Origin of the sequence: Mesorhizobium sp. M0601 (assembly GCF_040320845.1) — a bacterium.
In the GTDB taxonomy this organism is placed as follows: Bacteria; Pseudomonadota; Alphaproteobacteria; order Rhizobiales; family Rhizobiaceae; genus Mesorhizobium.
On the sequence record NZ_JAMYQK010000003.1, the window covers coordinates 245,142 to 268,844 of the forward strand.

The 23,703-nt window shown below is 63.7% G+C and carries 19 protein-coding genes; all 19 read right to left on the minus strand.

The window, feature by feature from the left end; genetic code table 11:
- Nucleotides 1–134 precede the first annotated feature (134 nt).
- A complete protein-coding gene (locus NKI41_RS05320; RefSeq protein ID WP_352501052.1) occupies nt 135–431 on the minus strand; it encodes an AzlD family protein in 297 nt (98 codons plus the stop codon).
- A complete protein-coding gene (locus NKI41_RS05325; protein WP_352681787.1) occupies nt 428–1,156 on the minus strand; it encodes an AzlC family ABC transporter permease in 729 nt (242 codons plus the stop codon). Before NKI41_RS05325 ends, NKI41_RS05320 begins: the two co-directional genes overlap by 4 nt.
- A 122-nt stretch (nt 1,157–1,278) precedes the next feature.
- Nucleotides 1,279–1,971 carry a DUF2461 domain-containing protein gene (locus tag NKI41_RS05330; RefSeq protein ID WP_352681789.1) on the minus strand — a complete coding sequence of 231 codons (693 nt, stop codon included), beginning with the start codon at nt 1,969–1,971 and terminating at the stop codon, nt 1,279–1,281.
- Entirely contained in the window at nt 1,971–4,178 is a 2,208-nt protein-coding gene (gene ligA, locus NKI41_RS05335) for an NAD-dependent DNA ligase LigA (RefSeq protein WP_352681791.1), read from the minus strand. The genes NKI41_RS05330 and ligA overlap by 1 nt, the downstream gene beginning before the upstream one ends.
- Nucleotides 4,179–4,419: 241 nt before the next feature.
- Nucleotides 4,420–6,093, minus strand: coding sequence for a DNA repair protein RecN (gene recN, locus NKI41_RS05340; protein WP_352681793.1), 1,674 nt, complete (start codon nt 6,091–6,093; stop codon nt 4,420–4,422).
- A 13-nt stretch (nt 6,094–6,106) separates the two neighbouring features.
- Nucleotides 6,107–6,976: an outer membrane protein assembly factor BamD gene (locus NKI41_RS05345; protein ID WP_352501057.1), complete on the minus strand. Its 870-nt coding sequence runs from the start codon at nt 6,974–6,976 to the stop codon at nt 6,107–6,109.
- Nucleotides 6,977–7,180: 204 nt separating this feature from the next.
- Nucleotides 7,181–8,128, minus strand: coding sequence for a UDP-3-O-acyl-N-acetylglucosamine deacetylase (gene lpxC, locus NKI41_RS05350; protein ID WP_352681796.1), 948 nt, complete (start codon nt 8,126–8,128; stop codon nt 7,181–7,183).
- A gap of 275 nt (nt 8,129–8,403) precedes the next feature.
- A complete protein-coding gene (gene ftsZ / locus NKI41_RS05355) occupies nt 8,404–10,074 on the minus strand; it encodes a cell division protein FtsZ (protein ID WP_254818983.1) in 1,671 nt (556 codons plus the stop codon).
- Nucleotides 10,075–10,142: 68 nt separating this feature from the next.
- Nucleotides 10,143–11,450, minus strand: coding sequence for a cell division protein FtsA (ftsA, locus tag NKI41_RS05360; RefSeq protein WP_352471565.1), 1,308 nt, complete (start codon nt 11,448–11,450; stop codon nt 10,143–10,145).
- Nucleotides 11,447–12,388, minus strand: coding sequence for a cell division protein FtsQ/DivIB (locus NKI41_RS05365; RefSeq protein ID WP_352681798.1), 942 nt, complete (start codon nt 12,386–12,388; stop codon nt 11,447–11,449). Before NKI41_RS05365 ends, ftsA begins: the two co-directional genes overlap by 4 nt.
- Nucleotides 12,376–13,302, minus strand: coding sequence for a D-alanine--D-alanine ligase (locus tag NKI41_RS05370; protein ID WP_352471563.1), 927 nt, complete (start codon nt 13,300–13,302; stop codon nt 12,376–12,378). The genes NKI41_RS05365 and NKI41_RS05370 overlap by 13 nt, the downstream gene beginning before the upstream one ends.
- 315 nt (nt 13,303–13,617) lie before the next feature.
- Complete coding sequence (gene murB / locus NKI41_RS05375; protein ID WP_352681800.1) at nt 13,618–14,583, minus strand: UDP-N-acetylmuramate dehydrogenase; 966 nt, start codon at nt 14,581–14,583, stop codon at nt 13,618–13,620.
- Nucleotides 14,580–15,986: a UDP-N-acetylmuramate--L-alanine ligase gene (gene murC, locus NKI41_RS05380; protein WP_352681802.1), complete on the minus strand. Its 1,407-nt coding sequence runs from the start codon at nt 15,984–15,986 to the stop codon at nt 14,580–14,582. The genes murB and murC overlap by 4 nt, the downstream gene beginning before the upstream one ends.
- On the minus strand, nt 15,983–17,110 hold the full coding sequence (gene murG, locus NKI41_RS05385; RefSeq protein ID WP_023676764.1) for an undecaprenyldiphospho-muramoylpentapeptide beta-N-acetylglucosaminyltransferase: 1,128 nt from the start codon (nt 17,108–17,110) through the stop codon (nt 15,983–15,985). Before murG ends, murC begins: the two co-directional genes overlap by 4 nt.
- A 1-nt stretch (nt 17,111) precedes the next feature.
- Complete coding sequence (gene ftsW / locus NKI41_RS05390; protein ID WP_023676765.1) at nt 17,112–18,263, minus strand: putative lipid II flippase FtsW; 1,152 nt, start codon at nt 18,261–18,263, stop codon at nt 17,112–17,114.
- Entirely contained in the window at nt 18,263–19,663 is a 1,401-nt protein-coding gene (murD, locus tag NKI41_RS05395) for a UDP-N-acetylmuramoyl-L-alanine--D-glutamate ligase (RefSeq protein WP_352681804.1), read from the minus strand. The genes ftsW and murD overlap by 1 nt, the downstream gene beginning before the upstream one ends.
- Nucleotides 19,664–19,671: 8 nt before the next feature.
- Complete coding sequence (gene mraY, locus NKI41_RS05400; protein WP_023676767.1) at nt 19,672–20,754, minus strand: phospho-N-acetylmuramoyl-pentapeptide-transferase; 1,083 nt, start codon at nt 20,752–20,754, stop codon at nt 19,672–19,674.
- 24 nt (nt 20,755–20,778) lie between these two features.
- Nucleotides 20,779–22,212, minus strand: a complete 1,434-nt coding sequence (locus NKI41_RS05405; RefSeq protein ID WP_352471557.1) for a UDP-N-acetylmuramoylalanyl-D-glutamyl-2,6-diaminopimelate--D-alanyl-D-alanine ligase — start codon at nt 22,210–22,212, stop codon at nt 20,779–20,781.
- Complete coding sequence (locus tag NKI41_RS05410; RefSeq protein ID WP_352681806.1) at nt 22,209–23,663, minus strand: UDP-N-acetylmuramoyl-L-alanyl-D-glutamate--2,6-diaminopimelate ligase; 1,455 nt, start codon at nt 23,661–23,663, stop codon at nt 22,209–22,211. The genes NKI41_RS05405 and NKI41_RS05410 overlap by 4 nt, the downstream gene beginning before the upstream one ends.
- Nucleotides 23,664–23,703: the final 40 nt, after the last annotated feature.

Consider the following 23,703-nt stretch of genomic DNA (forward strand, 5'->3'; position numbering starts at 1 on the left):
CTCTATACCGACGCCGTGCGTCGCGCCCACCAGGAGAGATCGGAGGCGGTCCGGCTGAGCCTGTCGCGGGTCGGCGCGGCAATAGTCGCTGCGGTAAAGCGCATGTGTGCTCTCGCCGCCAAGGCAAAAGTCGATCAGCCGACGAGCTGCCGGGCGAGGATCAGCACGGCAGCACCCGCCAGGAACATCGCCATCAGGCCGCCACGCAGCGAGACCAGGCCAGCGACGATCAAGGCTGCCCATTCCGCCGGCCCGGCACTCACGGCCGCCGGCGCCACCAGCGTCGTCAGCACCGCCGCCGGAACGGCGCTGAGCCCGGCTTCGACGCGCGGATGGATATGATCGAAGCGGGAGATCACCAGATGACCGCCGATGCGGGTCAGATAGGTCGCGATCGAAGCGGCGATGATGATCCACAAGGTCGTGCTCATGGCTGTGCCCCCACGCCGCTGTGGCGGGGCGGCAGGATGACGGCGAGCAGCACGCCCGCCAGCGCACCTATGGAGACATGCCAGGGCGAGCCGACCGTTTTGTATGCAATTATGGAGGCGGCAGCGCTGGCGACGACCACCGGCAGCCACAGCGGCCGCTTGCGGAAGCTCATGACCAGGCCGAGAAAATAGATCGGCAGCAGGAAATCGATGCCCAACGCATGGGTGTCGGGAATAAGCTTGCCGAACATCGCGCCGAGCGCGCTTTCGATGACCCAGAACACATAGACCGGCAGCCCAAGGCCCATATACCAGGTGAACCCGACGGTCTCGCCGGCCTCCGCCTTGCGCTCGGCCACCGCGAACTGCGGATCGGTCAATACAAAATAGCCTATCGCCTGCTGCACCAGCGGCCAATGCGCAATGCGCCGGCCGATGCCAGCCGAATAGAGCACGTGGCGAAAATTCACGGCGAAGATCGACAGCACGATCAGCCACGGCGCGACATGCTGGCCGAACAGCTCGATGCCGACCATCTGGCTGGCGCCGCCGAACACCGTTGCGCTCATCAGGAACGCTTCGAGCACGGAAAACCCGTTGTCGACTGCGAGCGCACCGAACAGCAATGCAAACGGCGCCGACGCCACCACGACGGGCATGCTGAGCCGCACGCCGTCCCAGAAATCGCTTTTCGCTCCGTTTTCGGAGATTGCTTCCGCCGACATCGATCGCTCCTTGGGAACGGCCGTATGTAGAGAGAGCGGCCCGGCTTGTCACACCAATTTGCTTGAGGCAAACGATCAGCGGAAATGATGGCTGAAGCGTCGCGGCAAGCTCGCTTCCGAGCCTAGCGCGGCGAAGCCTTGCCTTCGATCGCCCTGCCCCAGTCAAGCAGCGGTTTTGCCCGCATGACGAAGTCGACGAGTTCGTCGACCAATCCAGCTCCGTAGATATCCGCCGGCTCGATTGCGTGCCGGACGGCAAAATGCCGGTTGCGGATCGCGGCAGCGAGATCGGGCTCGGCGATATGCTCGAAGCCGCGCGGCGTGCGCTTCATGCAGCCGTCCGGGTCGATCTCGAGGCCGTTCTTCTTCAGCGCCGCGACGAGGCTGCGGAATTCAGCGGGCCGCTTCGCGATCGCGTTGCGCAGCGCCAGCAATAGCTCCGGTCCGGGCTGCCACCAGGCAATGGCGGCAAAGCATCGCTCGAGCCCGATATGGACGTAAAACACGCCCTGTTCCATCTTGGTGCCGTCGGGCGAAAGGATCGCCGACAAATGCCGGTTATAAGGCCGTTTGTCCTTGGCGAAACGCACGTCGCGATTAATCCGGAACAGCGACTTCTTGCGGTCGCCGCGCAGGCCGAGCCCCAATGCCATGAAGCGCTCGGAGAGCGTCTCGACCAGATCGCCGAAGGGGTCGCGCAGGTCGCGTTCGAAAAGGTCGCGGTTTTCCAAAAACCACTCCCGGCTCTGATGAAAATCCAGCGCCTTGAGGAAGGGAATGGCCTTTTGCCCAAAACCGTTGAACGCAGCCGCCATCACCCGCCCTTGCCAATCCGCTGCAGCCAGGTGTCCTCGTCGATCACCTCGATGCCGAATTTGGTCGCATCCTTCAGCTTGGAACCGGCGCCTGGCCCTGCCACCAGGAGATCGGTCTTCGCAGAAACCGAGCCGGCGACCTTCGCGCCGAGACGTTCGGCCATCGCCTTGGCCTCCGGGCGCGTCATCTTTTCCAGCGTGCCTGTAAACACGATTGTCTTGCCGGCGACTGCACTATCGGCTGAGACGTTCACAATGTACGGCTTCGGGTGGACCTGTGTGAGCAGCGCTTCAAGCACGGCGTCGTTGCGTTCATTGCCGAAGAAATCGCGAAGCGCGCCTATCACCGTATCGCCGATGCCGTTGATCGAAGGAAAAACGGTGTGTGGATCGGCTGCCGCTGCTGTCTCCTTGCCAATGCGGATCAACTCCTCGATCGTCGAGAAGGTTCGGGCAAGCACAGCGGCCGTCGTTTCGCCGATATGGCGGATGCCCAGCGCAAAGATGAAGCGATCAAGTTCCGGTTCGCGGCGGGCGTCGATGGCAGCGAAGAGCTTGTCGAGGCCGTCATAGTTGCGTTCCTCGACGCTGCGTACATTCTTGCGCGTTTTGCCCGATGCGGCCTCGCGCTGCCTGGCCTGCTCCTCCCGTCGCTCCGCCAGCGCCTTGGTGACGGCGGGACGGCGGTCCCGGAGGGTGAAGATATCGGCGGCTGTCTTGACCAACCCGGCATTGAAGAACAGGTCTATGTTTTCAGCGCCCAGGCCTTCGATATCCATGGCGCCGCGCGACACAAAGTGGCGTAATCCTTCCACGGCCTGCGCGGGGCAGATCAGCTCGCCGGTGCACCGTCGGCGGGAATCCTCCTTGCCGGTCTTCTCGTTGATCTCGCGCGTTGCGGGTGAGCCGCAGATCGGACATTTGTGCGGGAATTCGTAGGGCACGGCATCTGGCGGACGCTTGTCGACGACGACGCTGACGATCTGCGGAATGACGTCCCCCGCCCGCTGGATGACCACCGTGTCGCCGATACGGATGTCGTTGCCGTCGCGGATCGGCTGGCCGTTGCTGTCCAGACCCTTGATGTAGTCTTCGTTGTGAAGCGTGACATTTTCGACCACGACGCCGCCGACCGTGACGGGCGCAAGCCGGGCAACGGGCGCCAGCGTACCGGTACGGCCGACCTGAATGTCGATCCTGAGCACGGTCGTCATCGCCTGTTCGGCCGGAAATTTATGAGCGATCGCCCAGCGTGGTTCGCCGGTGACAAAGCCCCATCTGCGCTGCAACTCCAATTGGTCGACCTTGTAGACGACGCCGTCGATGTCGTAGCCGAGCGATGAGCGCTGGGCCTCGATAAGGTGATAATGCGCGACCAGTTCCTCGACCGATTTTGCCCGGACCATCAGCGGACTGACCTTGAACCCCCACTCGGCGAATTTCTGCACGGAATCGTATTGGGTCGGAGCTGGATCCTTTGAAGTATAGCCCCAGGCGTAAGCAAAGAATTTAAGGTTGCGGCTGGCGGTAACTAACGGGTCCTTTTGGCGGAGCGACCCGGCCGCCGTGTTACGCGGATTGACGTAATCCTGGCCGCCTATCGCCGCCGAACGTTGCTTCAGCGCCTCGAATTCCGCGTAGGTCATATAGACCTCACCTCGTATTTCGATGACCTCGGGCCAGTCCGATCCCTTCAAGGTCTTGGGAATATCGGCGATGGTCTTGAGATTGGCGGTGATGTCCTCGCCGACGACGCCGTCGCCGCGCGTTGCTCCCTGCACGAACACACCGCCTTCATACCGCAGGGAAGCCGATAGCCCGTCGATCTTCGGCTCCGCCGTGAAGGCGATGTTCAGATCCTTGTCGCGGTCAAAGAATCGCCGGCCCCGTTCTATGAAGTCCGCGACGTCCTGGTCGGTATAGGCCTTGGCAAGGCTGAGCATCGGCACCGCGTGGCGCACCTTGGCAAAACCTTCCGCCGGCGGCGCGCCGACCCTGCGCGAGGGCGAATCCTCGCGCACAAGATGCGGGAATCGCTGCTCGATGGCGAGGTTGCGCCGCGTCAGCGCGTCATATTCCGCATCCGTGATTATCGGCGCGTCCTCGCCGTGGTAGCGCCGGTCGTGCTCGGCGATCTCCTGCGCCAACCGCTTCAACTCGCTTGCCGCCTCGCTTTCGCTGAGCGAATCGACTGGTTTTTCGTCCATGCACGGCTCCCTTCACGGTGGCGCGACACAATAGAACAGGATTCTCTCATGAGGGAGAGACCAGACACGGAAAATCATGCCTGAACAGCAGGATGGAGCCATACCCTGACTCAGGTCGCGAGCGCCGGAAACGAACTCGCCTGGAGCAATTCCAGGAAAAGTGTGAAACGGTTTTCCGTCCGGAATTGCGCAAAACAAAGAAGTAGAGCGGTTCGGCGTTTCCGTGGAACGATGAACCGCTCTACGCTGCCGCGGTGTTCTCCCGTAGCAGCCGCTCGGCCGCCGCGCGCGCCTCGTCGGTGATGGTGGCGCCGGCGAGCATGCGTGCGATCTCCTCCTGCCGTGCCGCCCGGTCCATCTCGGCGATGCCGGTCGAGACCCGGTCGGCACCGCCTGATTTGGAGATCAGGAAATGCGTCGCCGCGCGCGCCGCCACTTGCGGTGCATGCGTGACCGAAAGCACCTGCACGCGTTTTGCCAGCCGCGCCAGCCGCTGGCCGATGGCGTCGGCAACCGCGCCGCCGACGCCGGTGTCAATCTCATCAAATACCAAGGTCGGCGCCGAGCCCCGGTCAGCGAGTGCTACCTTCAACGCCAGCAGGAAGCGCGAAAGCTCGCCGCCGGAAGCGACCCTCATCATTGGGCCGGGCCTGGTGCCGGGATTGGTGCGCACCCAGAACTCGACCTGGTCGATGCCTTCTTCCATGCGGCTCTCGGCATCGCTTGCGATCTCGACGATGAACTCGGCGCGTTCGAGCTTCAGCGCCGGCAGTTCGGCCATCACCGCCTTGCTCAGCCCGACAGCCGCCGCATGGCGAAGCGACGACAGCTGGGCCGCCGTAGTGTCATAGGCCTGGCGCGCCGCCGCAGCCTGTTTCTCCAGCGCCTGCAGGCGCTCTTCGCCGGCGTCGAGATCGGCAAGGTCGGCAGCCATGGTGTCACGCAATTGCGCCAGGTCATCGACGGCGACGCTGTGCTTGCGCGAGGCGGCACGCAGCGAAAACAGCCGCTCCTCAGCCTTCTCCAGCCGCTGCGGATCATATTCGGTGGCGCGAAGTGCTGCTTCGACGCCCGACTGCGCCGCGTCGAGCGACAGCATCGCCTCGTCGAGCGACTTGACGACATCCTCGAGCAGCCCGGGCGCTTCGGTGACCTTGCGCTGCAGCCGCCTGAGCAGGCTGGCCAGTTGCGGCAAGGGCGAGGACGGACCCGAGAGCACATCCTGCGCATCGTGGATTTCCGAGGCGATCTTTTCGGCACGCATCATCAAGGCGCGCAATTCGGCCAGCTCGGTCTCTTCGCCAGGTTGCGGATCGAGCCTGGTCAATTCGGCGACCGCTGCACGCAGATAATCGGCCTCACGGGCAGCTGCTTCGACTTTGGCCCGGTGCCGTGAAAATTCCTGCTCGCAGGTACGCCAATGCCGCCACGCCTCGCCGGTTGCCCGAGCAGCGCCGAGATGGCCGCCGAAACTGTCGAGCAACTCGCGATGGGCGCCGGGATCGACCAAAGCGCGCTCGTCATGCTGGCCGTGGATCTCGACCAGCGCACGGCCGATGTCGCGCATCAGCGTCACGCTGGACGGCTGGTCGTTGACGAACACGCGCGTGCGGCCGTCAGCCGTCTGGACGCGGCGCAGGATGATTTCGCCGTCGTCCTCGATGGCATTCTCGGCAAGCAACATGCGAGCCGCGTGGTTGCGCGGCACGTCGAACACGGCGATGATCTGGCCTTGTGCCGCGCCATGCCGCACCAGCGAAGCGTCGCCGCGGGCGCCAAGCGCCAGCGACAAGGCGTCGAGCAGGATGGATTTTCCGGCGCCGGTTTCGCCGGTAAGGACCGAAAGGCCGGACGAGAAGTCGATGTCCAGCTTCTCGATCAGAACGATATCGCGGATCGACAGTCTGGAGAGCATGGTGACGCGCCGCTCAGGCGCCGGTGATCAGCTTCCCGGCCTTGGAGATCCACGATCCGGCATTCTCGCGCGGCTCGAGCCCACCACTCTGCAGGAGCTTGTAGGAGTCCTTGTACCACTGGCTGTCGGGATAGTTGGTGCCGAGCACGGCCGCAGCGGTCTGGGCTTCCGACGTCAGCCCCATCGCATAGTAGCTCTCGGTCAGACGCGCCAGCGCTTCCTCGACATGACGTGTGTTGGAATAGTTCTCCACGACGTTGCGGAACCGTTTAACGGCCGCGATATATTCGCGGCGCTCGAGATAGTAGCGGCCGATCTGCATCTCCTTGCCGGCGAGCTGATCGTTGGCGAAGCGGATCTTCTCCTTGGCATCATCAACATATTCGGAAGTCGGCCAGCGCGTTACCAGATCCTGCATCGTCTGCGCGGTAAGACGCGCTTCCTTCTGGTCCTGGGTGACGTCCTTGATCTGGCGGTAGTAGCTCAGCCCGATAATATATTGGGCATAGGCCGCATCGTCGGTCGACGGGTAGAGGGTCAGGTAGCGCTTGGCCGAACCGATCGCCTCATCGTAATTGCCCTGACGGTAGTCGGCAAAGGCACCCATCACCATCGATTTGCGGGCGAATTCGGAATATGGATGCTGGCGGTCGACGGCATCGAACTTGCGGCTTGCCTCCTGCAGTCGCCCGGCATTCAGATTGGCGAGACCCTGATTGTAGAGCACGTCGGCCGGCTCGGTCTGATCGACATAGGTCGACAGATCGACGTCCTTCTCGGACGACATGCAGGCCGACAGAAACAGCGATGGAACGACCACCGAAAGCGCCAGGAAAACAGCCCGCCGCGGCGCCTTCGATTGACCAACTCGCTTGAAAAACATGTTTGGATTCCGCCCTTTCGGCGTCATTTCAGTCGACGGCAGCAGCCATAAACCATAATTGCCTTGCCCGGCAACGCTATCCCCGGCCAATCGCACATTTTTGTGGCGCTTTGGCGCTACCTGGAAAGCTGTGTAATTTGGCAGGCCGGTGATGCATCCATGCAACACAGCTTGACCGCAACGGGAGCCGCAAGACCTTAAGAATCAGATCATCCAGGGCGCATAGAGGGGTGCGTTGACGGCGCTCATCTCGGCGGTACGCCCGCGCTCGCGGCGCGTCGTCTCAACGATCTCGAAAGCCGAACGGTCGGACAAGAGACGGCGCAGCGCAGCTGCGTTCAGCCTGTGGCCGCCACGATAGGAGCGGAAGCAGCCGATGAACCGGGCACCGGCGAGCGCCAGGTCGCCCATCGCATCCATCGTCTTGTGGCGCGCGAACTCGTTGGGATAGCGCAGGCCTCCCATATTGATCACGCGGTTGTCGTCGCCGATCACCAGGGAGTTTTCCAACGAGGAGCCGAGCGCATAGCCGGCCGCCCACAGCCGCTCGACGTCCTTCATGAAACCGAAAGTGCGGGCCCGCGCGACGTCATGCCGGAAAATGTCGGCGTTCATGTCGGATGCAAAAAGCTGGCGCCCGATCGCCGGGCTTTCGAAATCGATCTCGATCTCGAAGCGCGTGCCGTCATAGGGCCGGAACTCCGCCCAGCAGGCGCCGTTCTCGATGCGAACCGGCTTGACCACCCTGATATAGCGGCGCTTGACCGGCAGCGTTTCGATGCCTGCCTGGTCAATGGCCTCGACGAACATCACTGCGCTGCCGTCGAGGATAGGCACCTCATGGCCGTCGATTTCGATGACGAGATTGTCGATTCCAAGCCCGAAAAGCGTCGCCATCAGATGCTCGACCGTGGCAATGTGCTCGCCTTGCGGATCGCCAAGCATGGTGCAGAGATCGGTGGCGCCGACCTCGGAGACGAGCGCGCGAAATTCGTGGCTTCCGCTTGCATTCGAGAGCCGGAAGACGACACCCGTATCGGCATCCGCCGGCAGGAAATGGACGGTGACCGGATTGCCACTGTGAACGCCGATGCCAGTCAGCGTCGCGCGCGATTTAAGTGTCGTCTGATAGTCGTGCAAAACAATCCCCATAGCCCATGCTGCCTAGGTCCGCTTCTGCCCTGAGGGCGCGGCTCTTGATTGATCGGCAGGCAGGGCCACTTCCCCGAGACTCCCAGCAAACCGACTTTGGTCGGTGGCGAAGATAATGGTCCCGCGGGGAGACTCCAAATCACGGTTTCTTACTCTTTGTAACTGCGGTCCAGCGCGGGATTGCCCCATAAGTCCTTGTTTTACAATCACTTTAAGGTTAACAGGCGAACAGTTTCCTGCTCGCCTGTTAATAACTGTTACGAACCGTCAACAGATCAATTGGCCTGTCGGCGCAGGAAGGCGGGAATCTCCAACTGATCGTCTTCCTGGACAGCCCGGCTCTGCGGCGTCAGTCGGCCCTGCTCGTCCAGCTGGCCGCGGCGCGGCGCGTAAAGCTGCGGATCCTGGCTGGCAAGGCGGCGCACTTCCGCCGGCGCCTGGCGCAGTTTCGGTTCGCGCGGCTGCGCCGGCTGCAGCCTTGCAGGCTCCTCTTCGCGGCGGGTCAAGCCGTTGGTCAGGCGCTTGAGCAAGCCCATCGGGCCGCTGTTTTCGTGGTCGGCCGGGCGCGCCTTGGCTTCCACTTCGGCCTTCACCTGCGGCGGGAAATCCTCGACCCGCGGCATGCGCTGGGGTGCTGCGGCAACCGGCTGCGGCATTTCACGATGCGGAGCAGGCTGCATCGCTTGCTGAACCGCTGGCTGCATCATCGGCTGCGGCTGAGCCGGAGGCGCCTGGAAGATCTTGCTCTGCGGACGGAAGTCTTCCGCATGGGCGACCGGTGCCGGGCGGGCCTGCGCCATCGCTGCCGCATTCGCTTCGGCGAGCTGAATGGCCTCGGCGACCGGGTCGGCAGCACGTGGTTCATAGATTGGTTGCTGGACAGGCGCCGGGCGCATTTCCGTGACCTGGGCCGCCGGGCGGCTGACCGGCTTCGGCGGAGCCGCGCGGATGGCGATCGGCGCGGCAGCGATTTCGGCCGCCGATTTGTCGATGCCGGTGGCGACCACCGACACGCGGATGACGCCTTCGAGTTCCTCGTCGAAGGTGGCGCCCAGAATGATGTTGGCGTCCTGGTCGACCTCTTCGCGAATGCGGGTTGCAGCCTCATCGACTTCGAACAGGGTCAGGTCACGGCCGCCGGTGATCGAGATCAGCAGGCCCTTGGCGCCCTTCATCGAGGTCTCGTCGAGCAGCGGGTTGGCGATGGCGGCTTCCGCCGCGGCCATTGCGCGGCCCTCGCCCGAAGCCTCGCCGGTTCCCATCATCGCCTTGCCCATTTCGCGCATGACCGAGCGGACGTCGGCGAAGTCGAGATTGATCAGGCCTTCCTTGACCATCAGGTCGGTAATGCAGGCAACGCCCGAATAGAGCACCTGGTCGGCCATCGCGAAGGCATCGGCGAAGGTGGTCTTGTCATTGGCCAGCCGGAACAGGTTCTGGTTGGGAATGACGATCAGGGTATCGACGCATTTCTGCAGTTCCTCGATACCCATGTCGGCCGTCTTCATGCGGCGCTGGCCTTCGAAGTGGAACGGCTTGGTGACGACGCCGACGGTGAGGATACCCTTTTCGCGGGCAGCGCGGGCAACGACGGGAGCCGCCCCGGTGCCGGTGCCGCCGCCCATGCCGGCAGTGACGAAGCACATATGCGTGTTGGAGAGATGATCGATGATCTCGTCGATGCATTCCTCCGCCGCCGCGCGCCCGACTTCAGGCTGCGATCCGGCGCCGAGACCTTCGGTGACATGCGCGCCGAGCTGGATCAGCCGCTCGGCCTTCGACATCGTCAGTGCCTGCGCGTCGGTGTTGGCCACCACGAACTCGACGCCGCGCAAGCCGGCGGTGATCATGTTGTTGACGGCATTGCCGCCGCCGCCGCCGACACCGAACACGGTGATGCGCGGCTTGAGCTCGGTGATGTCCGGCTTCTGCAGATTGATGGTCATTGTCTTCGTCCTTTGCCTTTCCCGCCGCTTCGCCGCCGCGGCCGCCTATGGGGCTGTCCCCGTCAAAATTAAAAACTGTCTCTCAACCACTGACTCATTCGATGCAGTTTTCCGCCTGTTCCGGTCATCCGAAGACCGGAAATTCCCTTCGCCGGCCGGCTCTCGAAGCTCGCCATCTGTGGATAGATCAGAAGTCCGACCGGGGTCGAGAAAGCCGGCCCCTTGGCCGCCTCGGGCAAGCCTGCCACGCCAAGCGGGCGTCCGATGCGCACATTGCGGCCGAGAATGCGGCGTGCAGCTTCTGGCAGGCCGGCAAGCTGGCTGGCACCGCCGGTCAGCACCACGCGCTTGCCGACGGCGTTGCCGTAGCCGGATTTGTTCAGCCGGTCGCGCAACAATTCCAGCGTCTCGTCGATGCGGGCGCGGATGATGCGCGTCATCACCGAGCGCGGGATCTGCAACGGCACCTCGCCGTCCTCGCCGATCGGATGGATGGAAACCAGGTCGCGGTCGTCGGCACTGCCAGGCAGCGCCGAGCCATGCATCACTTTCAGCCTTTCGGCGGCATCGAGCGAGGTCGACAGGCCCTTGGCCATATCCAGCGTGACGTGGTTGCCGCCGATCGCGATGGCATCGCCATGGACGAACTTGCCTTCCGAAAACACCGAGATCGTCGTCGTGCCGCCGCCCATGTCGATGCAGGCCGCGCCCATTTCGAGCTCGTCGTCGACGAGCGCAGCAAGCCCACTGGCATAGGGCGTCGCCACCATGCGTTCAACCGACAGATGCGAGCGGTTGATGCAGAGCTCCAGATTGCGCAAGGGCGCTGCGTCGCCTGTCAGCACGTGCATGTCGACGCCAAGCTGGTCGCCAACCATGCCGCGCGGATCGCGCACACCGCGCTCGGCATCCAGCGAAAAGGCTACGGGAAGCGAATGGATCACCTCGCGCTCGGCCCGCAACGCCTGCTTGGCGCCGGCGGCAAGCACGCGCTTGATGTCGGCCTCGTCGGCCTCATGGCCGCCGAGATTGATGGTGGCCGAAAAAGCCTCGCTCTTCAGCCGGCCGGCAGTCATGTTGACGATCAGCGAATCGACCGTCAGTCCCGCCATGCGTTCGGCGGCGTCGACGGCAAGACGGATGGCGTGCTCGGCACGGTCGAGATCGATGACGACGCCGGATTTCACGCCTTGCGATTTCTGGTGGCCGATGCCGATCACCTGGACGCGATGCGAGCGTCCGCGCAGCAGCTTGCCATCCTCGCGCGGCTTGAGTTTGGCCACCACGCAGCAGACCTTGCTGGACCCGACATCCAGCACCGTCAGGATGCCGGACCGGCGCGACGAGGCATCGCTATTGCCGCCAAGCCAGCTCATATCTTCGTCTCCGGCTTGCGCTTCAGCATCTTGGGCTTTTCGTCGAGCGCGGCTTGGCGCTGTGTCGCCGCTTCCGGCGTCAACTGGACGACCAGACGATCGGAAAGGCGCATGTCGACGGCGGCGATGTCGCGCGTCAAAAGCCCGTTCTCGTGATCCATCCTGACCAGGTCGGCAATCGCCTGGTCCTCACCGTCTTCGGGAAGCTTGATCGTGATGCCGTTTTCAAGCTTGAGATCCCAGCGCCGTTCGCCGATGCGGATATAGCCCTTGATCCGCGCGGCGAGCTCCGGATAATTCTTGATCTTGGCCAGGAAATCCGGCGCTTTGGCCGGTGCGCCGGTGCCGATAATCAGCGGCAGCAATATCTGCTTGCCGCCGGAGAACGGCGCAATGACGGTGCCGGATTTCTCGATGACCGAAAGCGCGCTGCCTTGCTGCCACAACGCGAACGGCTCGCGCTCCTCGACGCGCACTTCCAGCGTATGCGGGTAGACCTTGCGCACTGCCGCGGCTTCGACCCAGGGCAGCGTGGTGATGCGTTCGCGCGCGGCTTCGGCATCGAAGCCGATCAGCGAGGTCCAGCCGTCGAGTTCCAGCCTGTCGAGAATATCGATCTCGGACGTTTCGCGGTTGCCGACGACCTTGACCTGGTCGACGGCAAAGCCGGTGCGGGCAGTGACACTCTGGACGATGGCGTCGGAATATCCGCCGAGATAGGCGCCATAGGCACTGCTCGAAACAAGCAGTGTCGCCGACAGCATGGCAGCGCAATAGGGCGGCGCTTCGAAGTCGCCTTCGCCGAGGCGCGCCAGCACGCGCACCGGCCGGCGGAGCAGGCGCGGCAGCACGAAATGGTCGAACGACAACGGCATGCCGAACAGCGCCGGCCCGGCCGCGCCCTTCCCCTTGCCCTGTCCCCACTTCAACGCAGACACGAAGCGTCCTCCACCATCCAACTCAACAAATCGCCGAACGAGTGTCCCGCTTGCGCGGCGATTTCCGGCACCAAAGACGTCGGCGTCATGCCCGGCTGGGTGTTGACCTCGAGCCAGACAATTTCGCCGTTTTCGGAGTGACGATCGTCATAACGGAAGTCCGACCGGGAAACGCCCCGACAGCCGATAGCTTGGTGAGCCTTGAGCGTCAGTGTCTGTATTTTTTGGTAAATATTCGGTGAAAGTTTTGCCGGGCATTCGTGTTTTGATCCTCCCGCGACGTATTTTGAATCATAGTCGTAGAAGGAATGGCCGGTCGGGATGATCTCGCAGACACCGAGCGCCACATCGCCCATCACCGCGCAGGTCAATTCCCGCCCGTGCACATAACGCTCGACCATCACCGTATCGCCATATCTCCACTCGGACGAGCCGATGATCTGCGGCGGATGCGACTGGCCTTCATGGACGATGACGACACCGAAGCTCGACCCTTCGTTGACCGGCTTGACGACATAGGGCGGCTTCATCGGGTGCTTGTTCTGAATGGCGAAGCGATTGGCTACCTTCGATTCCGCCACCGGAATGCCTCCCGCCTTGGCGACCTTCTTGGCCTGTTCCTTGTTCATCGCGAGCGCCGAGGCAAGCACGCCGGAATGGGTGTACGGAATGGCGAGGTACTCGAGGATGCCCTGGATGGTGCCGTCCTCGCCGAAAGGGCCGTGCAGCGCATTGAAGACGACGTCAGGCTTGAGCGCGCTGAGCACCGAGCCGATGTCGCGCGAGACGTCGACGCGGGTGACTTGGTAGCCCTCTCCCTCGAGCGCATCGGCGCAGGCCTTACCCGACGACAGGGACACGGGCCGCTCGGACGAGAATCCCCCCAGAAGAACGGCCACATGCTTGCTTGTCATTCCCCGTCATTTCCTCTCACAGCAGGCCTGCACCATCGTGCATGCCCCGAAAAGCATCGCGCGCACTCAAATGCGCCCGAGCAACTTCGCTCCCGTGTTTCCGCAACATTGAGTCCGAGTCTCCCGGCAGGTTGCCCCCCCAGACGGAAACGCGAGTAACGCGTCGAAACGACTCAAATCAGGAAACGCTTCAGGGCAGAGAATCAGAGAGTTGATTCGCTGGCAAGTGCTTACGATTCCGATGGATTCACTTTCCGCAAAAACGGCAGCAAAATGTGAATTCATGAGTCCGAAAGGCAACGGCGGTCAGCTTGCCTAAAGCAACTGCCCGAGAAATTCCTGGACGGCATGGCCCGGCCGAAAATTACCGATGCGCTTGATCTCCCACTGCAGCCGGATGCCCGATCTTTCGAGCACGCGCGCACGCACCGTCTCACCGAGATATTCAAGCTCGTAGCCCGTGGCGGTTCCGGTGTTGATCATGAAGTTGCAATGCATCGGCGACATCTGCGCCCCGCCGACCATCAGGCCGCGGCAGCCGGCCTTGTCGATCTCCTTCCAGGCCGAGGTGCCCTCAGGATTCTTGAAGGTAGAGCCACCGGTCTTTTCGCGGATCGGCTGCACGGTCTCGCGATGGTTCTGGACAGCATCCATCGCGGTCTTGATCGCCGCCTTGTCCTCAGGAATGCCTTCGAGCAGCGCCGACGTGAAGATCAGCCCGGACGGCGCCGCTGAATGGCGATAGGCATAGCCCATATCGGCATTGCTCAGCGTATGAACATTGCCCTTGCGGTCGAGTGCCCGTACCTCGACCACGCGCTCGCGCGTCTCGACGCCATTGGCGCCGGCGTTCATCCTCAGCGCTCCGCCAATGGCGCCGGGAATGCCGTGGTAGAAATGAAAGCCACCGATGCCGGCCTCGTAGGCAACGGCCGCAAGGCGCTTGTCGGGTGTCGCGGCGCCCGCCTTGATCGTGGTCGGCGCAATCACTTCGGTCTCGCCAAAGCCTTTGGCCGAAAGCCGGATGACAAAGCCCGCAATGCCGCCGTCACGGACAAGCAGGTTCGAGCCGACGCCGACGATGGTCAGCGGAATTTCCTCCGGCACCGCCTTCAGGAACGTGGCAAGATCGTCCTCGTCGGCCGGCTGGAACAATGCGTCCGCCAGCCCGCCGGCTCGAAACCAGGTGATCTTGTCCATCTCGGCATTGGGCGTGATGCGGCCGCGCAGTCCGGCAAGCCGGTCGCCAAGCTTCTCGATCAACGCCTGGCCGCGCATCATGAGATGGTCCCGCCGAGTTCCCTGGGCAGCGCATAGGCCCATTGGGTGATGTTGCCGGCACCGAGGAAGACGACGAAATCGCCCGGCTTCGCCACCTCGCGCACAATCGGCGCAATCGCCGCCGGACCTTCGATGTAGCGTGCGTCGCGATGGCCGCCGGAGCGGATGCGCGACACCAGTGCGTCGGACGTAACGCCGTCGATCGGCTCCTCGCCGGCCGCATAGACGGGCGCCACCATTACCGTATCGGCATCGTTGAAGCAGACGGAAAACTCGTCGAACAGATCGCGCAGCCGGGTGAAGCGATGCGGTTGGGTAACGGCGATGATGCGACCCTTGGTAGCGCTGCGCGCAGCCTTTAGTACCGCCGTGATCTCGACCGGATGATGGCCGTAATCGTCGAACACATCGACACCGTTCCACGAACCGGTATGGGTGAAACGGCGCTTGACGCCGGCGAAGGACGACAGGCCCTTCTTGATTGCCTCAGCCGAAAGGCCGAGCTCATGCGCGACGGCAATCGCCGCCGTCGCATTGGAAACATTGTGGCGCCCGGGCATAGGCAGCCGCAGGCCTGATATCGTTATCTGGCCGTGCGTCTTGCGGTCGCGGATCACCACGTCGAATTCCGAGGTCGGGCCGTCCATGCGGTGATTGGTGAAGCGCACGTCGGCCTGCGCATTTTCGCCATAGGTGATGACGCGCCGGTCCTCGATGCGGCCGACCAGCGCCTGCACCTCGGGATGGTCGGTGCACATCACACCAAAGCCGTAGAACGGCACATTCTCGACGAACTGACGAAACGCTTCGCGCACTTTGTCGAAGGAGCCGTAATGGTCGAGGTGCTCGGGGTCGATATTGGTGACGACGGCAATCTCGGCCGGCAGCTTGAGGAAGGTGCCGTCGCTCTCGTCGGCCTCGACCACCATCCATTCGCCGTCTCCCATGCGGGCATTGGTGCCATAGGCATTGATGATGCCGCCATTGATTACCGTCGGGTCGAGCCCGCCGGCTTCGAGTAGCGTCGCCACCATCGAAGTCGTCGTCGTCTTGCCATGCGTGCCGCCGATCGCCACCGCTTGGCGGAAACGCATCAGCTCTGCCAGCATCTCCGCGCGGCGGACAATGGGAAGCAATTTTTCCCGCGCGGCCTTCAGTTCCGGATTGGATTTCTTGATTGCGGTGGAGACGACGACCACTTCGGCCTCGCCTAGGTTCTCGGCCTGATGGCCGACGAAGCATTCGATGCCCTTGTCGCGCAGCCGCTGCACATTGGCGCTTTCGGCCTGGTCGGACCCTTGTACCTTGTAGCCGAGATTGTGCAGCACCTCGGCGATGCCGCTCATGCCGATGCCGCCAATGCCGATGAAATGCACGAGGCCGATCGTCTGCGGCATCTTCATGCGTGCGTCTCCTTCCTGAATTCCGAAACGGTTTTCCTGGACGCAATAGCCTCTGTCAGATCGGCGAGCAACCGCGCGGCATCCGGTTTTCCGGACGATTTCGCCGCCGCGGCCATTGTCGCCGCCTTGCCTGGATCATCCATCAGCCCACCGACAAGCACGGCGATCCGCTCCGCCGAAAGCGTGGATTGCGGATGCACCTCGGCGCCGCCCGCTGCCGCAAGGGCCGCCGCATTCGCCGCCTGGTCGTGGTCGAGCGCGTGCGGATAAGGCACCAGCAGCGCCGGCCGGCCGATCACCGCGATTTCCGATACGGTCGATGCGCCGGAGCGCGACATCACCAGATGCGCCGCCGCCAGCCGCGCCGCCATGTCGGTGAAGAAGGGCGACACCTCGGCCTCGATGTCAAGCGTGGCATAGGCCGCTTTCACCCGCGGCACATCGTCGGCGCGCGCCTGCTGGGTGATCGCCAGCCGCCTGCGCTGTGCATCGGAAAGCCGGGCGATCGCCGCCGGCACCGCATCGGAAAAGAACTGCGCGCCCTGGCTGCCGCCAAACACCAGAAATCGGAACGGCTCTTCACCGGCCGATGCGGCATAAGGCGTCTTCGCCGCTTCCAGCACTTGCGGCCTGACCGGATTGCCGGTGGTCACCGTCTTGACGCCTGTAGCACTTGTGTCTTCCGGCAGGAAACCACCGGCAATAGCGTCGACGCGGCCGGCGAGCGCCCGGTTGGCGCGGCCCATCACCGCGTTCTGCTCGTGGATCAGCGTCGGCACCTTGCGCCGGGTCGCCGCGTAAAGCGGCGGCAGCGTCGGATAGCCGCCGAAGCCGACCACGATAGCGGGCTTGACGCTGGCGATGACGGCCGATGCCTGCCGCACCCCGCGCCAGATTTTCCAAAATGCGGCGAGCACGGCAAAAGGATTCTTCGACCCCATCGTCGCCGACTGGATCGGATGGATGGCGGCCGCCGGGAACTGCCCGGCAAAGCGCTCGGCGCGTTCGTCCGTCGCCAGGTGCACCGCCCAGCCGCGCCCGGTCAGTTCGTGCGCCAGTGCCTCGGCCGGGAACAGATGTCCGCCCGTTCCGCCCGCCGCCAGCAGGATGACCCCCTTCGCCATCTCACTCCGCCGGCATCGCACGCGGCGACGGCATGAAGCCCAGCTGCTTGCGCTTTTCCGGGCGCTTGCGCGTCAGCGCCAGCACCATGCCCATCGAGATGGCGATCGCGATCTGCGAGGAACCGCCGTAGGAAATGAACGGCAGCGTCATGCCCTTGGCGGGCATCAGCTGCAGATTGACGGCCATGTTGATGACCGACTGCAGGCCGAAGACCGTGACCAGGCCGCCAACCGCATAGCGTGTGAAATCGTCCTGCTCCTTGAGTGCCGTGTTGAGGCCGCGCAGCACGATGAAGCCGAAGATGGACATGATGAAGAAACACATGATCAGCCCGAATTCCTCGCCGGCGACGGAGAAGACGAAGTCGGCGTGGCTGTCGGGGATGACCCGCTTGACGGTACCCTCGCCCGGCCCGACGCCGAACCAGCCGCCATTGATCAGCGCCTCGCGGCCCATGTCGACCTGGAACGTGTCGCCCTCGCCGGTCATGAAGCGGTCGATGCGGCCGGCAACGTGCGGGAACACCGCATAGGCAGCGAACACGCCGCCGACGCCGGCAGCACCCAGCGCGACGATCCACAGCCACGGCAACCCGGCCATGAAGAACATCACCCCCCAGGTGCCGAGCACCAGCATGGTCTGCCCAAGGTCAGGCTGCGCCACCAGCAGCGAGATGACCAGCGCAAGCAGCAACATGGCGAACAAATTGCCCGGAATGTCGGGCTGGCGCTTGTGCTCGGCGAACAGCCAGGCGCAGATGATGACGAAGGCCGGTTTCAGGAACTCGGACGGCTGGATCGAGAGGCCGGCTAGCGACACCCAACGCCGCGCGCCCTTCACCTCGACGCCGATATAGAGCACCGCCACCATCAAAAACAGCATGATGCACAGCATGACCAGCGCCATGCGCCGGATCTGCCTGGATTCAAGGAACGAGACGGCCAGCATCACCCCAAGTGCCGGAATGGTGAAGATAATCTGGCGCGTCGCGAAGTGGAAACTGTCTAGCCCGATGCGCTCGGCCACCGCCGGGCTTGCGGCGAAGGACAAAACGATGCCGAGCCCCATCAGCGACAGGAACGCCGCCAGGAACCACCGATCGATCGTCCACCACCAGGTCGCCACAGGGCTTTTGTCGAGACGGCTTTGCATTATCGTGTCCCTCCGATGGGCTTCACGCCATCAATGGCGGTTGCGGCTTGCCTGAACGCCTCGCCGCGGACTTCGAAATTCTTGAATTGGTCGAAACTGGCGCAGGCCGGCGACAGCAGCACCACTGCCTCGCCGCTACTATCCCCGGCCGCATCGCGGGCGGCGTGTTCGACTGCCGCCGCCAACGTGCCTGATATCTCGTAGGGCACCGCTTCGCCCAGCGTCGCCGAAAAGGCCGGTGCGGCTTCGCCGATCAGATAGGCCTTGGCGATGCGCGGGAAGAAGCCGCGTAACGGCTCGATGCCGCCCTCTTTCGGCAGGCCGCCGGCAATCCAGTAGATACGCGCAAAGCTCGACAGCGCCGGTGCAGCGGCATCGGCATTGGTCGCCTTGGAATCGTTGACGAACAGCACATGCCCTTTGCGGCCGACCTGCTCCATGCGGTGCGCCAGCCCAGGGAAACTCTCCAGTCCGGATTGGATCTCGCCGAGCTCGAGCCCGACCTTGAGGCAGGCGGCGGCGGCGGCCAGCGCGTTCTGCGCATTGTGCTGGCCGCGCAACGAGCCGATGCCTTCGAGGAAGGCGATACGGCTGTAGCGGCCGTGCACGGCTTCCATTAAGTTGGTGCCGTCAGCGAAATAGCCGTCGGTCAGCGGCAGGCGCTTGGAGATGCGGATGACCTGCCGGCCGGCCCGCTCCAGCCGATCGGCGATCTGGGCGCACCAGGAATCGTCGACACCGATGATTGCCGTCTCGCTGCCGGCCACCAGCCGCTCCTTGATCGAGGCGTAGTGTTGCATCGTGCCATGGCGGTCGAGATGGTCCGGCGTCAGGTTGAGCAGCACACCGGCCGTCGGGTTGATCGAAGGGGCAAGATCGATCTGGTAGGAAGAGCACTCAACCACATAATGCCGTTCAGGCTGCGGCGGATCGAGCGTCATCACTGCGCGGCCGATATTCCCGCCCATCTGCGTGTCGCGCCCAGCCGATTTTAGGATGTGCGCCGTCAGTGCCGTGGTCGTCGACTTGCCGTTGGTGCCGGTAATGGCAATGAAAGGTGCTGCCGGTGCCAGCAGCATCCGCTCGCGGCAGAAAAGCTCGATGTCGCCGATGATCTCCACGCCTGAGCCCCGCGCCAACTCGACGGTCCAGTGTGGCTTGGGATGCGTCAGCGGCACGCCGGGCGACAGCACGAAGGCGGAAAACCTCGCCCAGTCCGCACCGCGCAGGTCCGCTGTCGTGATGCCGACCGCGCCGGCCTTGGCGACGCTGTCGGGATTGTCGTCCCAGGCCAGCACATCCGCGCCGCCCTCGATCAGCGCGCGCGCCGTGGCAATCCCCGAGCCACCGAGCCCGAAGAGCGAAACGCGCTTGCCTGAAAAGGATGCGGCGGGGATCAAGCGGCCTCCTATCTGAGCTTCAGGGTCGACAGGCCGACCAGCGCCAGGATGACGGCGATGATCCAGAAGCGGATCACCACCTGGCTTTCGGTCCAGCCGAGCTTTTCGAAATGATGGTGGATCGGCGCCATCAGGAAGACGCGCTTGCCGGTCATCTTGAAGTAGCCGACCTGGATGATGACCGAGAATATCTCGACGACGAACAGGCCGCCGACGATGACCAGCACGATCTCGTGCTTGGTCGCCACCGCGACCGTGCCGATCAGCCCACCCAGCGCCAGCGAGCCGGTGTCGCCCATGAAGATCGCCGCCGGCGGCGCATTGAACCAGAGGAAGCCGAGACCGGCGCCGATCACCGCTCCAAGGACCACCGCAAGTTCGCCGGTGCCGGGCACGAAATGGATCTGCAGATATTCGGCGAACACCGCGTTGCCAGAGAGATAGGCGATGACGCCGAAGGATGCGGCCGCGATCATGATCGGCACGATCGCCAGCCCGTCGAGACCGTCGGTCAGGTTCACCGCATTGCCGGCGCCGACGATGACGAAGCACGAGAACGGGATGAAGAACCAGCCGAGATTGACGAGAAACTCCTTGGCGAAAGGGAATGTCAGCGATGACGAGAACGGCGCCTGGCCGTTATGCATGATCACCCAGGCGGCGATGCCGGCGATAACGAATTCGAGCCCCAGCCGCGCCTTGCCGGAAAAGCCGAGATGCGATTGCTTGGTTACTTTGAGATAATCGTCGTAAAAGCCGATCGAGCCGAATCCCAGCGTCACCAGCAGGACCACCCAGACGTAGATGCTCGACAGGTTCGCCCACAGCAGCGACGAACCGACGATGCCGGACAGGATCATCAGTCCGCCCATTGTCGGCGTTCCCGCCTTCTTGAAATGCGTCTGCGGCCCGTCGGCCCGGATCGGCTGGCCCTTGCCTTGCCGCAGCCGCAGCGAATTGATGATGGTCGGTCCGAAGATGAACACGATCAGCGCCGCTGTGATCAGCGCTCCGCCGGTGCGGAAGGTTATGTAGCGGAAGACGTTGAAGACCGAGATCTTGTCCGCAAATTCGACGAGCAGTGTTAGCATGCGCTTGCGTCCCCCGGACCGATCCTAGGTCTGTCTGCTGGTTGTGGCTTCCGCCGGAAACTTGCCGAGCAACGCCTCGACCAGCTTTGAAAAGCCTATGCCCTTCGACGATTTGATCATGACCACGTCGCCGGGCTTCAATTCCGATAGAAGAACCGGTTTCAGATCTTCCGCACCGGCGCGGTATTCCGTCTTGATCTCGTCGGGCAAAACGTCGGCCAGCGCCCGCATTTCCGGACCGCCGAGAAAGACCGTGCGCGTGTCGGTGCCGACGATCAGACCGGCAAGCGCGGCATGCAATTTCGCCGAATGGCTGCCGAGCTCGAGCATATCGCCGAGCACGGCAATGCGCCTGCCCTCGCCCGACACCGGCGTCGTGTTGAGCAGTGCCATTGCAGCGCTCATCGACGCCGGATTGGCGTTGTAGCTCTCGTCGATCAGCGTGATCGGCCCGTTGGGGTGACGCAACACATAGCGCTTGCCGCGTCCGCGTTCGGGCGAAAGATCGGCCAGCGCCTGCGCAACCCTGTTAACGTCGGCGCCGACCAGATGCGCGGCACCAAGCACCGCGAGCACGTTCTGCACCATATGGCGGCCCGGCGCGCCGATCCTGGCGACAATCTCGTGCCCGCCAATCTTGGCGGTGATGACCGAGTGATCGGCATTGAGCTCGCATTTGATCAGTTTGAAGGTCGCCCGGGCGTTCTCGCCGAACCCGTAGACATGCTCGACGCCGGCCTCTTTGGCCATCTTCTCCAGCAGCTTCCAGCGCGCATCGTCGCGGTTGAGAAGGGCGGCGCCACCGGGTTCCAGTCCCTCGAAAACCTCTGCCTTGGCCTTGGCGATCTCGTCCAGGTTGCGGAAGAAGCCGAGGTGAGCGGCCGCGATCAACGTGACGATGGCGACATGCGGCCGGACCATCTTGACCAGCGGCCGGATCTCGTCGGGATGGTTCATGCCGATCTCGAAGACGGCATAGTCGCAATCCTGGGGCATGCGCGCCAGCGTCAGCGGCACGCCCCAGTGATTGTTGAACGACTGGGCCGATGCATGCACCGTACCGACCGCGGAGAGAGCGTGGCGTAGCGCTTCCTTGGTGGTGGTCTTGCCCGCCGATCCGGTCACGGCAATGACCCTGGCCTTTGAGCGTGCGCGCGCCGCAACGCCGAGCTTTTCCAGAGCGACAAGCACGTCCTCCACGACGATCATCGGTGCAGTCAGCCGCCCCAGCGACGGCAGCTTGCCCTCGGCGACGACCAGCACGCCGGCGCCCGCCTTGATGGCGGCGGTGACGAAATCATGGCCGTCCATGGCCTCGCCCTTGATGGCGAAGAAAGCGTCTCCCGGCTGCAGGCTGCGGCTGTCGATGGAAATGCCGGCGATGGCTTCAGGCATCGGACCGAGCGGCCGGCCATCCATGGCGGCAACCAGCGCCTCGGAGGTCCACAGATAGCTCACGCCGCTTGCTCCCGCAGCGCCGAGCGAACTTCCTCATGATCGGAAAAACGCAGCGTCTCGGTGCCGATGGTCTGGCCTTCCTCATGGCCCTTGCCGGCCACGATCAGCGTGTCGCCAGCGTGAAGCATCCCGACCGCCTCGTGGATGGCCTTGCGCCGGTCGCCGATCTCGATGGCGCCAGGTGCGGCTTCCAGGATCGCGGCGCGGATCGTCTCGGGTACTTCCGAGCGGGGATTGTCGTCGGTGACGATGACCACCTCGGCCAGCCTGGTGGCGATCTCGCCCATGATCGGCCGCTTGCCCCGGTCGCGGTCGCCGCCGCAACCGAATACGACGATGACGCGGCCGGTGGTAAAGGGGCGCACCGAAGCCAGCACGTTTTCCAGCGCATCCGGCTTATGCGCGTAGTCGACATAGACCGGCGCGCCGTTGGCGGCCGTCCCGACAAGGTCGAGCCGTCCCGGCGCGCCCTTCAATTTCTCCAGCGCCATCAACGCCTTGGCAACAGATGTTCCAGTCGAAATGGCGAGGCCGGCCGACACCAGCGCATTTGCAATCTGGAAGTCGCCGGCCAGCGGCAAGTCGACTTCGTGGAGAACGCCGTCCGCTTCGACCTCGGCGCGCTGGCGGTGGCGCTCGTGCTCGACCCGCTTCAGCCGCAGGAAATCGCCGTGGCGGCCGACCGTCAGCACGTTCAGTCCCGCTGCCCCCGCCGCCTTGATCGTCGGCTCCGACCACGGGTCGTCGGCAAAGATGACCGCCGGCGCGCCCTTCGGCAGCAGCGCGTCGAACAGACGCAATTTGGCGCGATGATAGTCCTCGACCGTCGGATGATAGTCCATATGGTCGCGGCCGAGATTGGTGAAGCCGCCGGCCGCGAGCTTGACGCCGTCGAGCCGGCGCTGGTCGAGGCCATGGCTGGACGCTTCCATCGAGGCGTGGGTGACGCCGGCCTCCGCCAGCTCCTTGAGCAGCCTGTGCAGTGCCACCGGATCCGGCGTGGTCAGCGAGCCATATTCGTTGCGGCCCGGCGCCACCACGCCGGTCGTGCCGATCGAGGCGGCGGCAAAACCCGCCTGCTCCCATATCTGCCGGGTGAATGCGGCGACCGAGGTCTTGCCGCTGGTTCCGGTCACCGCGACCATGGTTTGCGGTTGCATGCCGAAAAAACGTGCAGCACTCAGCGCCAGTGCAAGGCGCGGATCGTCTACGACAAGAACCGGGACTGGCAGCCCGGCGACCGCACTGCCTTTGCCGACCACGATCGCGGCAGCGCCGCGGCTTGCGGCATCGGCTGCGTAGGCTGCGCCATCCGCCTTGGAGCCGGTGAGCGCGAAAAAGACGACGCCCCGTGTTACCTGGCGGGAATCCGACGAAATCCCTGTAACCTCCATGTCGAAGGAAGCTGTCCCCTCGACAGGCAGGATACCGGCTAGATTTTTCAGCTTCATCGAACCCCGTTCATCGCAACAAAATAGCGCGCAGTTGCCG

Bases quoted from the DNA above. Each gene is read 5' to 3' on its own strand.
- NKI41_RS05320 (WP_352501052.1), bottom strand. From the start codon at position 431: ATGAGCACGACCTTGTGGATCATCATCGCCGCTTCGATCGCGACCTAT.
- NKI41_RS05325 (WP_352681787.1), bottom strand. From the start codon at position 1,156: ATGTCGGCGGAAGCAATCTCCGAAAACGGAGCGAAAAGCGATTTCTGG.
- NKI41_RS05330 (WP_352681789.1), bottom strand. From the start codon at position 1,971: ATGGCGGCTGCGTTCAACGGTTTTGGGCAAAAGGCCATTCCCTTCCTC.
- ligA (WP_352681791.1), bottom strand. From the start codon at position 4,178: ATGGACGAAAAACCAGTCGATTCGCTCAGCGAAAGCGAGGCGGCAAGC.
- recN (WP_352681793.1), bottom strand. From the start codon at position 6,093: ATGCTCTCCAGACTGTCGATCCGCGATATCGTTCTGATCGAGAAGCTG.
- NKI41_RS05345 (WP_352501057.1), bottom strand. From the start codon at position 6,976: ATGTTTTTCAAGCGAGTTGGTCAATCGAAGGCGCCGCGGCGGGCTGTT.
- lpxC (WP_352681796.1), bottom strand. From the start codon at position 8,128: ATGGGGATTGTTTTGCACGACTATCAGACGACACTTAAATCGCGCGCG.
- ftsZ (WP_254818983.1), bottom strand. From the start codon at position 10,074: ATGACCATCAATCTGCAGAAGCCGGACATCACCGAGCTCAAGCCGCGC.
- ftsA (WP_352471565.1), bottom strand. From the start codon at position 11,450: ATGAGCTGGCTTGGCGGCAATAGCGATGCCTCGTCGCGCCGGTCCGGC.
- NKI41_RS05370 (WP_352471563.1), bottom strand. From the start codon at position 13,302: ATGACAAGCAAGCATGTGGCCGTTCTTCTGGGGGGATTCTCGTCCGAG.
- murB (WP_352681800.1), bottom strand. From the start codon at position 14,583: ATGATGCGCGGCCAGGCGTTGATCGAGAAGCTTGGCGACCGGCTTGCC.
- murC (WP_352681802.1), bottom strand. From the start codon at position 15,986: ATGAAGATGCCGCAGACGATCGGCCTCGTGCATTTCATCGGCATTGGC.
- murG (WP_023676764.1), bottom strand. From the start codon at position 17,110: ATGGCGAAGGGGGTCATCCTGCTGGCGGCGGGCGGAACGGGCGGACAT.
- ftsW (WP_023676765.1), bottom strand. From the start codon at position 18,263: ATGCAAAGCCGTCTCGACAAAAGCCCTGTGGCGACCTGGTGGTGGACG.
- mraY (WP_023676767.1), bottom strand. From the start codon at position 20,754: ATGCTAACACTGCTCGTCGAATTTGCGGACAAGATCTCGGTCTTCAAC.
- NKI41_RS05410 (WP_352681806.1), bottom strand. From the start codon at position 23,663: ATGAAGCTGAAAAATCTAGCCGGTATCCTGCCTGTCGAGGGGACAGCT.